Source organism: Pseudoalteromonas sp. SaAl2 (genome assembly GCF_052947895.1).
This window is the reverse complement of sequence record NZ_CM129605.1, coordinates 1,266,146-1,279,724: the sequence shown is the minus strand read 5'-3', so window position 1 is coordinate 1,279,724 and position 13,579 is coordinate 1,266,146. Positions and strand designations below refer to the sequence as shown.

Genomic DNA, 13,579 nt, shown 5'->3' with positions numbered 1-13,579 from the left:
TCTACTATCTGTTATTATTTTTCATTATTGTGAATTAAACCATATTTCACAGCGACTGAGTAATAAATTTGTCAATGCTGGCGCAGACCATTAGTAAATGCGCACTTTATACCCAGCTTTTATATTTTCACTGCTAGCCATCTGGACTTTATGCCTAACCAATACTTTGATCAGTACCTGACTGTAAACCCATTTAGTGCCTCTGAGATTAATGCACAAAGCGTTTTATTGTTGAACGCAGAGTCTATTAACTTTGCTGATTTCGCATTAGATAATTTACTCAGCCCATTTGAGCAAGCGGTTATTGAACGCAGAAAAAGCTGTAAAGCAAAACAAGAGTACCTTGCCACGCGTTTATTGCTTAAATTTTTAGTTAAACACTGTTTTACTGAATTTGCCGATACACCCGCTCATCACATAAGCTCTGAATTTGATGAGCATAGCAGCAAACTTTTATTGCATATAAAAAACACGAATACCGTTTTGAGTAGTTGTTTATCTCATTCGAACGGTTTTGTTGGAGCAGCGCTGAATATTGAGCAGGTCGAATTTGGTTTTGATATTGAGAAGATAAGCTTGAAACGCCCGTTTGAAAAATTGGCTAAGCATTTTTATCACCAGCAAGAAGTCGACTCAATCACCGCAAATGAGCAATGTGCCGCTCAGCGTTTTTTTAGGATTTGGACGTTAAAAGAAGCACTCGCCAAAGCGACTAGCCGCCCTATTGCGCAGCTACTCAGTCCACATGTTTTCACCGAGCTCGCAACAGCTAATTTAAATGCTAAAAGCACGGTATTTGAAGGCTTTGACATAACTATCGTGAATAAAAAAAGCACTGACTGGCAGTGCTTTTATATCACTGATTTACAGCAATTATGCAGCGCTTTCGAGCTCAAGTAAGCGGCTGTGAATAGCTTGAACAACTAAGTCTGACTCTGCTTGCTCAACTAAAAAGCATAAATTATGTTTGCTCGCACCATGACAGATTAAACGAATATTAAAGTCGCTAAGCACATTCATTAAATTAACTTCTTGTTGGCGAAGCTGAATTTGTGAGCCAATAAGCGCCACCAGCGTTAGGTTATTTTCAACCGACACATGACAAAATTCAGCGAGTTTATCTAAGCAATCTTGATCAAGCTCAGGACGAGAAGCATTTGGTGCATTATCAAGAGTAATTGCCACACTGATTTCAGAGGTTGTCACTAAATCAACCGAAATATTAAACTCACTTAATATAGTAAATACACGCGCTAAGAAACCACTGGCTAACAGCATTTCAGGGCTTTTCAAGGTCAACAAAATTTGGTTTTTACGTTGCGTGACAGCACGAATACCAGGTATTTGCGACTTTTCACGTTCGATCCACGTACCACCACGCTCAGGCTCACGACTAGAGCCTACAAATACACTAATATGGCTTCTACTAGCGGGTAAAATTGTTGCTGGGTGCAAAACTTTTGCGCCAAAGGTCGCCATTTCGGCTGCTTCATCAAAGCTTAAGCGGGCAATTGGTGTGGCTTTTACGCACAAACGCGGATCGGTGCTAAAGATACCCACAACGTCTGTCCAAATGTGTACACTTTTCGCGTTGACAGCCTCTGCTAATAACGCCGCGCTGTAATCTGAACCTCCACGGCCAAGGGTAGTTGTTTGCCCATGAGCATCACTACCAATAAAACCTTGGGTAACGACAACATGTTCTTTTAATAAGGGGATTAAATGCGCTTTTGCCGCCATTGCAGTCGCTTCTACATCTGGCGTTGCTTTTGAGAACTGGCTATCAGTTTTTAATACTTGGCGTACATCAAAACGCACCGCATCTAAGCCATTTAGGCGTAATACTTGAGTAAATAAATACGACGATAAACGCTCACCAAAGCTTAATAATTCATCGTGTTGTTGCTTAGATTTAAGCGTTTCGCTGGCAAGCGATTTAAACGCTTTAATTGTTTCAGTAAAACCATGTGCTAAATCAGCATCAAGCGATAGTTCATTTAAAATGGCGTCTTGGATAGCAACCACACCATTAATGTGTTCGCTACGCTCTTGGGCAGTTAAGTCTTTTTGCATAAAGCAACGAGGTGGTTTGTTACACCTGCGCTGGCACTCACAGCCACAACGCGCACTGTGTTATCAGCTACAATAATTTCACTACAACGGCTCATAGCGTCAAAATTAGCTACGCTTGTACCACCAAATTTAGCGACAACGTAATCTGATTTTGCATTGCTTAATTGTTGCGTGTTATTTGTAACTACTTGGGTATTCATGTCGTCTCCTGTTGTGGCATTTAACCACGATAATACAAGAAGAACTTGGCAAGGGGGTGCTTGATAAGAAAAGTCCACTGCCAGAAGCTCTCCACCTAAATTGGTGACAGTTTTGAGGATTCAGCCCCATAAACCGAAAAACCACTGTGACGTCAGTTGTTCTTCTCGGCGAGTATTTCCCTCCTTAATGATCAAAAGCAAACGTCGCTTCACATTAAGTACCTAAATATCGCACCTCTTCTGAATGTTAGATTAACTACTTTAAATTAGTGGTTAAAATAACAAAGCCCGCTATAAAGCGGGCTTTGAAAGTTATCGTTTAGACGTCTAGCTGTCAAGTTGTTTTATTAAATCTCGTACGATTAAATAAAACTCCCGGCAACATAAGAGCCAACATAACCCACCGTATAAGCAATTAATAAATAAACCGACATACGTAAATAGCTCATAAAGGTCAGCGCTTTTACTTTGCTCATGGCAATAATACCCGCGGCCGAACCTATAATAAGCATAGACCCACCCACACCTGTAGCATAGGTAAACGACAGCCACTGCTGCGGGCTCATTATGATATCGGCTTTTAACAATGCAGCTGTTAGCGGCACGTTATCAACCGCAGCTGATAGAATACCCATGAGGTAATTTGCATATTGCGCTGGCATTAGCTCATATAAGTTAGTGAATTTACTAAGCATACCCACTTCTTTTAATGCACCAACGAGTAACAGCACACCAACAAAAAATAGTAAAGTGTCGTATTCTATTTCACGGATGTAATCGATGATTTTTTTGTTTACGTCTTTTTTGCGCATTAAAAACTGTGCAGTTAAAAACATAAGTGACAAACCAAACAAAAAGGTCAACAACGGCGGTACATGGTAAAGTACGCTAAGCGTTAATGTAGCTATAATAGTTGATAAGAAAATAACCGCGATGGTGATATCGGTTTTTTCAATACGCCGCTCTTCTTGCTTAGTAAACTCGACGGCACCATTTAAGCCAAACGACAACATAATCGCCAGCAGAGCAACACTCGCCAATGCCGGTACAATAAGCAGTAGCAAATTAGCAATACTGACTTTGCCATCAAGGAAAATCATCAAGGTAGTTACATCACCAGTTATCAGCGACACCCCACCAGAGTTAACACTAAAGACAATCAAAGTAGCGTATTTAATAAGCTTTTTCGGATCGAGTTTTAACGACATCACCACCGCAAGCGAGATAAGCGTGGCGGTAATATTGTCTGAAATCGACGAAAATAAAAAGGAAAAGCCACCAATTAAAAACATCAGCTTACGTTCACTAATGGCACTAGGCATCACTCTGTGCACAATATTTTGGATAAAACCTTTGGAGTTCAAGTAGGCAACAAAAGTCATTGCAGCCATTAAAAACAACCATAGAGTGGCAATCTCTAAAATATTGTGATCAAGTTGGTGTTGTACATTTTCGGGGCTTTGCCCGTTGAGTGGCGAGATAAATAAGATAATCCAGCATAAAGTACCAAAGAAAAGCGTGGTTTTGGCCTTGTTTACATGGATAATATCCTCTATAACGATGAGCACGAATGCAAGCGTTATCAGGGTTAGGATAATTGACGTTACCATGGTGTTTGAACAACCTTTAGAAAAATGTAAAAATTGCATTCTTATGTCACTTATGTGACACGGCGCGCAGTCTAGCACCAAAGGCATTGTAAAACTATTGCCAATTACCTATTTTATAACAATCGCTGATTCAGCCTAAATGAGAAGTACTGGAGCGTTATGATCCCAGCTAAAAAGTTACTAAATACCCTGACAGAACATTGGGGGATGTTAGAACTATTATTTAAACGTTTTAAAATGGCTGATTTTAGCTTGAAAGACGTACAAAATGCGATCAAACAAAAACAACCAACTTGGTCAAACGAACGTATTTACAAAGAAACCAACCGGCTTTTAAATCAAGATATTATTATACCTCTAGCTAAATCGTCCCAGCTGGAAATTAACCGTGCAATTGCCGACTTTGCGACCTTTTTATTGCAAGAAGAACATTTGGGGCTTGCGCAAGAGATCAGTGTATTAGTTGATGACCTTGCTCGCTTAGGCAACCGCTTAGCCAATGCTGGTGAAATTGAAGATTACGATGAATTACGTCGCTTTAGCCGCATTATGGATGACCGGGTCCGTAAAATAATGAAACTGTTTGCCCACAACGAAAATGCCATTTTAAATATTGTGGAGCAAGCAAAAGCCAACAACGCGGTGCAATCGTTGCAAAAGCGCTATAAGGCGGTGATTGAAGCCTTTGATGAATATATTGAGCCTATGCTCGAAATGGTGGATATTCGTGGTGATTTTCATGCTTGCTTTAGTACCATTGAAGAGCAAATAAGTACACAGATCGCGCACATCGAACGCTCCGGTAAAGCATATCAAGATAAACGTATGCTAGAGCAATTACGTACGCGTATCTTAGAGATGCACCTTGTTGGACGCGAGAGCTTACGCAAAAGTGCCGATATGCTCATGCCCCTGCGTGAAGAATTACGCCGTAATAATATGATCACCCGCCAAGCAGCTAAAGTACTTGGCTTAATTCGTAAAAATGGCGTAGATAACATGCTAAGTAATGTACAACCGCATTTTGTCTCTGATGCTCAGCGTTTTTCACTGGGCCAGCAACGTCACATGGTAGCCTACATGGCAGGCTTGGTGGAATTTGAACATAGTGAATATGAATTGCCTGACCAACAAGATGTGCCCGCATATGTTACACCCAACATTCCAGATTATAACAATGTTAAAACTAGCTTTAAAAAGCGTTTTAATGCTAAACGTAAAAAACCCGAGCCTTTATTAACTTTTCTTGGTGAAAGTTATCCAGAACTTGAAGCCGACGAAATGCTGTTTTTATATCAAAAATTAATTAGCGATACTGATATAGAAATCAGCCAAAGCGATGAAAAAATGCGAGTTAAAATCGCCGGACAACACTTTTCACTCTTTCCATTTAATACAAAGCCTGTTGATCCCAAGCATAACCAAACAGGGAATGAGTAACCTCTATGACACAAATTAATTTAGATGAATTAACCCACCTACAAGCCATCAATAAAAAACTGGTAACGGGTTATCATATTAGTGAGCAAGACACTTTAATGTGGCAAGAGCTTGATCAACACATTGAGCAATACAGTGCGCTATTTAACTCTCTCGGCCATGACTTACAACACGATAGCCGCGGTTTTTATTATTTTGCCAGTGACGAAAGTACACCAAACATGGGGAAAATCTCTCGCGCAATCGCACTCACCGTTTATATATTAATTGAGCATTATGCCAATACCGGCAAAGATCCTATGCGTGCACTATTTGATGAAGTGAACGATTTAGAGTTGATGCAAACCTTAGTGCAGATGAACAAACATTTGTTTGATCAACTCGAGATTTTTTCGGGATCAGATTTACGTAAAGATGTGTATTTACGCATGATCCGACTCGGCCTTGCCCGTGAAGTTGAAGGCGGTTTTATGTTACAAGCCCCAATTTACCGCTACATCGATGCATTAATGGAAGTAAATGAAGAAACCTATATTGGAGAGGACGAATAATGAAAAACCTATACGGCCTCAGTAAGCTCGCATTATTAAACACCGCCGGTTATGCCAAATGTGTGATCCCGCTTGATAAAAGTAGCTCTATTTGCGCGCCAAATAATACCGGTAAAAGTTCGGTTATTAATGCTCTGCAGTTTCCACTTATCAATGATTTACGCCTTACCGAATGGGACGGTCATGATCTAGATGAAACCCGTAAGTTTTATTTCTCATCAGATCAATCTTACATTTTACTAGAAGCAAACTTACCGCAAGGCCCTGTGGTCATCGGTGTTGCGGGTCTTGGGAAAATTGCCGGTTACGCCCATCAGTTTTTTTGTTATCAAGGCAAACTGGAGCTTGAGCAATACACTCAGGGCAAAACTATTATTAAGTTCACCAAGCTGTTTAATCACTTAAAAGAGCAAGGCTTTAACCCGATTGAACTCAAAGCCCAAGAGCTCAATGCTTTACTAACAGGCGGCGCAACGCCGTTTGATGGCGACATTAATTTAAAAATGATCCCGCTTAATAATGTGCAAGATTCGGCGATTTATAAAGAAATATTCCGCCGGATCTTAAACTTACACAAGCTTGGCGCTGCCGATGTTAAACGTTTTATGCTCCGTGTGTTTGAACGCCATATGTCAAATTCGAAAGTCGACTTTTATGAAGTATGGCGCCGCTCATTTGATAAAGTAAATCGCGCAAAACGTGAATTAAAAGCCCTTGAGTCAATGCAAGAGCCAATTAGCGCCCTTGAATCTATGCTTGAAAATCAAACCGTACTCAAAGGGAAATTGGCCGCTTACGCCCCTAAAATTGACCAAGCGTTAATAGACTTTGATACTTACCAAGAAGCACAACTTAGCGAACTCAATGTTGCCCTTGAGGACATTGAACACGAAAAACATGAGTTTGAACAAAAGCAGCAGCTCTACGTTCAGCAATCGCGTGATATAGAACGTAAGCAGACTCAAATTGAACAATGGTTTTTAGACTTTAATGCACTAAAAGCAGAGTTTGAACTGGTTAATATGGCAACGCTTAAAGTGAGCCTTGGCCAGTTAAAACAAGATTACGAGTCACTATCGCATTCAATAAATAGTGCTCAAGGGCAAAGTTTACACACCCTTGATTACCGTATCAGCGAAACCCAAAAGCAAATTAAAAGTTTAAAACTGCAACTTAAAAACCTTGAATTTAATTTGTTCACCCGAATGCGTGAAGATTTATCGCTCAAAGAAGTGGAAGAAATTTCACGTATTTTAAACCCTGATATTCTCTCGTTTGCCACCACCAGCAGTGGTGATATTGATATCAGCGATGAAGATGCATTTGGCGAATTTTTAACGCAATTATCTGATAACGTAAAAGGCGGCGTACTTACCCTGCCCGGCGCGACCATTAAATTGAAAAAGCTCTCTGTTGTGCAAATGCAAACAGGCGAGAATAAAGAGCAACTGACAGCGCAGCTAAGCGCCCTTGAAAATTCATTAAAAGAATTTAAACAGCAGCGCGAAGTAGCTGCAAATGTTGCTGATAAACAAAAAGAAAAAGATGCCCTATACGATGAGCTAATGAGCTGCGAAAGTGCACTGAAACGCTTTGAGCAATATGAGGTGATGTTGCAGTCAATTGACGCTCAAGCCATGCTGAAAGAGCAGTTAGTCGCCGAGCGCGATCAGGTTGATGAGTACTTACAAGATATTCAAAAAAAATAGTGGCTCAATCGCAGACAGACGCTCAATTATTAAATCTAAAAAGGATTTACTATCACGTCAAGCTGATCGCCTGCGCCAAGTTAAATCTGAGAGAATCGACCATACCCTTGATTTATACAGTGGCAAAGTCACCCCTTATATGATTGATATTCATATCGACTTTGACAACTTGAGCGATTTAGTCCATCACTTTAATAAAGACTGCCAAGAGCTACGTAATTTTGATATCAACGTTCGAAATACCTATTTGCACATTTATAATGCAGGCATCACTAAGTTTGATAACGAAAACGATGAGTTTACTAAATACCAGAAACTGATCAGCGCATTTCATAATATTGATAACGAACGTGATGCAGTTGAGCGCCAAGCCCGTGTTGCACTGACTGAAGTTGCGGCAACCATTAAAGGCTTGCGTGAAGACTTAGACCGCTTGCGCCGCGAAATGAATAGCTTTAATAAAGGCATCAGTCAGCACCGCATTTCAAACCTACAAGCGTTCAAAATTAATGTTATACCGCGCAAAATGCTGGTTGATAGTATTGATACCATTATCAGCACTTCCAATCAGTTTGAGCAAGGCGACACCCTTGATTTATTAAGCCAAGAACCTTACAGCGAAAGCGCGGTAAATGAAGCAAAAGACCACTTAATTCAACTGGCCTCAGATAAAGCCGGTTTAACCCTAACCGACTTATTTGATATTCGCTTTGAAGTAGTTAATCGTGCAGGTGAGACAGAGCATTTTGATAAAATCGATTCGGCCGGCTCTAACGGTACTCGTATTACGATTAAATTATTATGCGGCATGTTGTTTATTCGTTATTTATTAAGCGACCAAGAACAAAATCTTTACCGTATACCTATTTATATCGATGAAGCGGCCGATATTGACCCGCAAAACCAAAAAGCAATTATTGAAACCGCACTAAGCTTTGGCTTTGTGCCTATATTTGCCTCTGTTAAACCACAGATTAGTTGTGATTACATTGTACCAATTAGATCGGTTAAAGACGGCGCCCAGAACTGGGTAGATGAAAAAGACTGGATAGAAGTCGAGCACCAATAAGATAAGAGCGACGTTTCTATAAATTAATATATCATTCAGTCAAGGACGACTAAACTGATCAGTACTTATCGTTTATACAAATTACAGGTAAAAAATAACATTTCCTTGAATTCATTCTATGTTATGTTATCCAACGAATAGTCATTAAATTTGCCAAGGAGCAAACTCCATGAAAAATATACTAATTGCAACTGCTGTATTACTACTTGCAGCCTGTGCAAAAACCCCTGATATTGATTACGACAAATCTGTGGACTTTGGTAACTACAAAACGTTTGCTTGGTTTCCACAAGCGACTTTGGCTAACGCGGATAATTATCAAATCAGCCCATTGATGGAAAAACGTGTGCGTGAAGCGGTAAATACACAATTACAAGCACACGGTATGACACTTGCCGACGAAGCCTCAGCAGATGTATTAATTAACTATCATGCCTCTGTTGATACTAAAGTTGATGTTGATACATTTAAGGTAGGTTATGGCGCACGTTGGAATTACTGGGGTATGGGTTATAACACACAAACAACAACCCATGAATATGATGTAGGTACTTTAGTTATTGATGTTGTTGATCGTGCCTCTAATCAGCTTGTTTGGCGCGGTGCTCGTGAAGGTCGCCTACAGAAAAAACAAACGCCTGAACAGCGTAACAAAGCAGTTCAAGAAGCTGTTGCGACTATTCTAAGTGGTTTTCCACCAGAAAAACTTGCACAATAAACTGCTATAACTAATTTTATAAAAAAGCTCACTTTTTAGTGAGCTTTTTTGTTTCTGAACAAATTTAAATTTAATCCATTTTATACTTATACAAAAGATCATGCGGTATGTGGCAGTAATCATCGGGGAAGTTGGTTAAGCGGTCTTGATGCTCGGGATCGCTTGCAACGTAGTTTGTTAATGGTTGCACTTCGACTACGACTTTAGCGGCATCATCACGTTGGTTGATATAATCTCGCGCTATGGTTAGGTGTGTTGGCTGTTTACTATAAATGGCTGTGCGGTATTTCGGACCAATATCATCGCCTTGCTTGTTAATGCTGTAAGGGTCGATAATTTCAAAAAAGTATTCGATTAAACTGTTGAGCTCAACTTTACCGGCATCAAAAACCACCTTCACACATTCAGCATAACCATCATACTCACCGGCTGTATTACTGCTGATACCATTGGCACGCCCAGCTTCTGTCACCACGACACCCGGTAAATGCTTAATAAACTCTTGCACTCCCCACAAGCAGCCGCCAGCAAAATAAACGGTTTCTAAATTGGTGTTATGTAATGTGTTCATATATCAACCTATGTGAATAGACATGAATGATTATCAAATGCAATTTTCTCTCATTAAGATACAATAGCGCTCTATTTAAAACGCGTACTAACAACGTAATAAATATGATAACAACAAATAATCACACCACTATAATTAAAAGCGCAAAGAGATTTTAACGTGATCAAAACTGTACACCTAGCAATACCAGCCATCTTATGTAATTTTTCAACACTCACCCTGGCCACAAATAACACTGATGATATTGAACAAATAACAGTGCACTCCTCCGCCACAGCAAATCAACTACCTGTGGGCACTTTCGATGCACCAGTGTCAAATTTAGAGTATGACCCACGAGTTGATTTACAATCACGTAATATGGCTGAGGCACAAGCCGATGTCACTATACGTGGCGGGATTTTGAAAACACTGGTTTTAGTGTTGGTAGCGTGACTTTATTCGATCCACAATCGGGGCACTACTTTGCTGAAATCCCTATTGCCCCACAAATGCTTAGTGGTGCTAAAATTTATACTGGCGTTGATAATGCTTTTAATGGCATGAATAGCTCGGTAGAAACAGTTGCTTTTGGATGGACACCAATCAACACCGGCGGCAGTGCTTCTTTAGGCGTTGGTAATAACGACTTTAATCTACAAAGTGTTAATGCAGGCATTAGTACTCCTCTTGAAGGAATGAACGATTGGCAGTTAGGCTTTCAAGGTGAATATTCGCACTCACAAAGTGACGGTACTATAGAGTATGGCGATCATGACTTTAGCCGTGTATCAGGCCGCGTACAACTAGTCGGCCCACAGTCACAAACTGATATTTTTTATGGCTCACAGCAAAAGTTTTTTGGTTGGCCAAATATGTACACCCCTTTTGGGGTAAATGAAACTGAAGACTTAGACACTGAACTGTTTTTAGTTAATCATCAGCAAAACTATGCCGCTGATAGCTCATTTGAAGTATCGGCTTATTATCGTAAGAATAACGATCATTATATATATTCTCGTGAAAACCCAAGTGCCTTTGAGGCTTTTCATGAGACCGAAGTTAAATCGATTGGTTTTTCAGGACGTCATGCTCAAAATCACTCATTTGCTTTAAACTACTCGGCTCAATTTATTGAAGACTCAATAGAATCAACCACCCTTGAAAATAACTTCACCTCTCGTAATTACTATAAAATAAGTGTGTTACCTGAATATCAAACAGCTATTGCCAATAATCAATTGCTGACTGTTCGTTTAGGGGCAGCTTATGATGATACTAATAGAGATGATTCTGAACTTTCGTTAATGGGTGATATAAACTGGAACACAGTAAATACTAATGGAACAGAACGCACTGTTTATTTATCCTTTGCGCAAGCAAGCCAAGTGGCAGGTTATACGGCGATTGGTGGCAGTGAGTCAGGTGGTTTATTTAGAAGTAACTATAACCTTGAGCGCGAAACCACACAAAATCTAGAGCTCGGTTTGTTACTTGAACAGCAAACTTGGCAATTAAATTCTGCCTTATTTTATCGTCAAGATGACAACTTAACTGACTGGACTTACAGCTTCGATTCAGTATTTGCCCGTGCTGCAAACCCAGTAGATATTGATACTTCTGGCATCGAACTTTTAGCCACGAAGCAGTTCGATACTGTTGAATTGATTACAAGTTATACTTACCTACATAAATCAGAAACATATGGCGCAGAAGAAATTGACGCCAGTTTTTATGCTCTTAACTTTCCTGATCATCGTATAACACTCGGCGCAGTGTGGACGCCTACTGACATGTTAGAGTTTCGTATTGATAACGAGTGGCGTAAGCAGCATGAAAATGCATTACGCAGTGGCGATGATTCGGCGTTCTTTACCCACTTAACCTTAAAACTAATACCAACGGGGCTTGATAACTTATTTATTACGCTTGCTGCTGATAATTTATGGGGTGAATCGTTTGAAGAAATTCCTGGTACACCAGGTCGCGGCGAACAATATACTTTAAGTGCGACTTATAACTGGTAAAGTAAAAAATATATGTCAAAAACCGCGTTAAAAACGCGGCTTTTTTATAACCAAATAGCAGTAAAAACCTAGGTCATTTGCTCTAATTCAGTTATTAATTGTAACGCTTGGGCATTAGTCGTACCGCACACATCAATAGTCGCACTAAAATCACTACATACTTTTGGGCGACTTTCATCACCAAACAGTTTACATAAGTTATTGTTATCTAACTGAATGCAACGCTCACCGGCTTTTTTCCCATGAGGCATGCCAGGGATCGGAGAACTAATACTCGGTGCTATACAACACGCTCCGCAGCCTAGCCTACACGTCATTGGTTGTGTATTCATTTTCACCCCTTAATTACCTATTACTGACACTTTGTTACTTATGTAATGCTTTGTTACATCTTCATACGACTTGTAAATACTTTATTCATTATGCTTACCCTGTCACCCAATTATGAGGAAAGCCTTGTGGCTACTAAAAAACAAATAATTCTACCTATTGCCGTACTGGTTGGCGGCATAGCACTGGCAGCTGGTTTCTCATCTATGAAACAACCCCCAGAAGAAAAACCAGAACAAGATACCCGTCCTCTCGTATCAACTGATGCGCTTCACCTTGATGCCATTACCCTTGATGTTAAATCTTATGGTGTAGTTAAACCAAAAGACCATACACAATTAGTTGCCCAAGTTGCAGGGCAAGTAGTATATGTATCTGAACAATTTGTCCAAGGTGGTTTTGTTAAGCAAGGCGACATTCTAGCACGAATTGACCCAAATGATTATGAAGCTGCACTCATTGAAGCACAAGCAGGTTTAGCACAAGCAAGTGCTGATCTTGAAATCGAACGTGCTCAAGCCCACGTCGCAAAAGCTGAATGGGATCGTATAAAAGATGACTCAAACGAAATGATCCCTTCTAATCTCTATTTACGCAAACCGCAGCTGGCTGAAAAGCTGGCTCGCTATCGTGCAGCACAAGCAAGTGAAAAACGCGCAAGCCGTAATTTAGAACGCACCTATATTAAAGCCCCGTATGATGCCATTATTGCTGCTCGGGATATTAGCCTTGGCAGTGTAGTTAGCCTTGGCAGTAAATTTGGCGAGTTAAGCTCAACATCAATTGCTGAAATCCGTTTGCCTGTTGCCGACAAAGAATTGCAATACCTAAAAAATGGCGGTATCGGCGCAACAGTAACGGTTAATGCCGAGTTTGCAGGTAAGCCTACCACTTGGCAGGCTAGCGTTGTGCGCAGTGAAGGGGTGATTGATCAAACAAGCCGCATGAGCTATTTAGTCGCACAAGTTACAACACCGTATGCTAGTAAACAACCGCTTCGCTTTGGCTCGTATATAAATGCAACCATTTCAGGGCGTTCATTAGATAATGCCATTGTGGTACCACATCATTTAGTTAAAGATAACAAAATTGCAGTACTCAACGATGACTTAACGCTTTCATTCAAAACGCTCAATATTGTGCGAGAACAAAACGGTATGATAATAGCCGATGCTGGTCTAAATGAAGGTCAGCAATTAATTACCTCAGCACTTGAGTTTCCAACCGAAGGCATGCAAGTCAAACTCAACGATAGTCCTGCTCCTTCAGGCGTAACGCAGCTTGCGTTGAAAGAGGAATAAG

Annotated in this window: 8 protein-coding genes, 3 pseudogenes and 1 riboswitch; of the genes and pseudogenes, 7 read left to right on the top strand and 4 right to left on the bottom strand. The window is 40.3% G+C overall.

Features of this window, described 5'->3' with window-relative positions; translation table 11 throughout:
• The first annotated feature begins 150 nt into the window (after nucleotides 1-150).
• The gene (locus ACU8V8_RS06355; protein ID WP_446889177.1) at nucleotides 151-900 is read left to right on the top strand and encodes a 4'-phosphopantetheinyl transferase family protein; all 750 of its coding nucleotides are present in this window, start codon (nucleotides 151-153) and stop codon (nucleotides 898-900) included.
• Here the strand turns inward: ACU8V8_RS06355 and lysC are convergent.
• Nucleotides 874-2,273: pseudogene (gene lysC / locus ACU8V8_RS06350) on the bottom strand (lysine-sensitive aspartokinase 3). The gene ACU8V8_RS06355 and the pseudogene lysC overlap by 27 nt on opposite strands.
• Nucleotides 2,274-2,349: 76 nt before the next feature.
• A riboswitch (Lysine riboswitch) is annotated at nucleotides 2,350-2,521 on the bottom strand.
• 114 nt (nucleotides 2,522-2,635) lie between these two features.
• On the bottom strand, nucleotides 2,636-3,883 hold the full coding sequence (gene nhaD, locus ACU8V8_RS06345; protein WP_446889596.1) for a sodium:proton antiporter NhaD: 1,248 nt from the start codon (nucleotides 3,881-3,883) through the stop codon (nucleotides 2,636-2,638).
• A 159-nt stretch (nucleotides 3,884-4,042) separates the two neighbouring features.
• Between nhaD and ACU8V8_RS06340 the strand changes: the two genes are divergently transcribed.
• The 4 genes and pseudogenes from ACU8V8_RS06340 (at nucleotide 4,043) to ACU8V8_RS06325 (ending at nucleotide 9,370) form a co-directional block, all read left to right on the top strand.
• Nucleotides 4,043-5,323, top strand: a complete 1,281-nt coding sequence (locus ACU8V8_RS06340; protein ID WP_446889176.1) for a hypothetical protein — start codon at nucleotides 4,043-4,045, stop codon at nucleotides 5,321-5,323.
• 5 nt (nucleotides 5,324-5,328) lie between these two features.
• On the top strand, nucleotides 5,329-5,874 hold the full coding sequence (locus ACU8V8_RS06335; RefSeq protein ID WP_446889175.1) for a condensin complex protein MksE: 546 nt from the start codon (nucleotides 5,329-5,331) through the stop codon (nucleotides 5,872-5,874).
• Nucleotides 5,874-8,652, top strand: a pseudogene (locus ACU8V8_RS06330) (ATPase). Before ACU8V8_RS06335 ends, ACU8V8_RS06330 begins: the two are co-directional and overlap by 1 nt.
• 169 nt (nucleotides 8,653-8,821) lie before the next feature.
• A complete protein-coding gene (locus ACU8V8_RS06325; protein ID WP_446889174.1) occupies nucleotides 8,822-9,370 on the top strand; it encodes a DUF4136 domain-containing protein in 549 nt (182 codons plus the stop codon).
• A gap of 70 nt (nucleotides 9,371-9,440) precedes the next feature.
• Here ACU8V8_RS06325 and ACU8V8_RS06320 read toward each other — a convergent pair whose 3' ends face one another.
• A complete protein-coding gene (locus ACU8V8_RS06320) occupies nucleotides 9,441-9,941 on the bottom strand; it encodes a peptide-methionine (S)-S-oxide reductase (protein ID WP_446889173.1) in 501 nt (166 codons plus the stop codon).
• 162 nt (nucleotides 9,942-10,103) lie between these two features.
• On the opposite strand from ACU8V8_RS06320, the pseudogene ACU8V8_RS06315 reads away from it, so the two are divergent.
• Nucleotides 10,104-11,947, top strand: a pseudogene (locus tag ACU8V8_RS06315) (TonB-dependent receptor plug domain-containing protein).
• Nucleotides 11,948-12,015: 68 nt separating this feature from the next.
• Here ACU8V8_RS06315 and ACU8V8_RS06310 read toward each other — a convergent pair.
• On the bottom strand, nucleotides 12,016-12,279 hold the full coding sequence (locus ACU8V8_RS06310; protein WP_446889172.1) for a YkgJ family cysteine cluster protein: 264 nt from the start codon (nucleotides 12,277-12,279) through the stop codon (nucleotides 12,016-12,018).
• 126 nt (nucleotides 12,280-12,405) lie between these two features.
• Here ACU8V8_RS06310 and ACU8V8_RS06305 point away from each other — a divergent pair, with 126 nt between their 5' ends.
• Entirely contained in the window at nucleotides 12,406-13,578 is a 1,173-nt protein-coding gene (locus ACU8V8_RS06305) for an efflux RND transporter periplasmic adaptor subunit (RefSeq protein ID WP_446889171.1), read from the top strand.
• The last annotated feature ends 1 nt before the right edge of the window (nucleotide 13,579 follow it).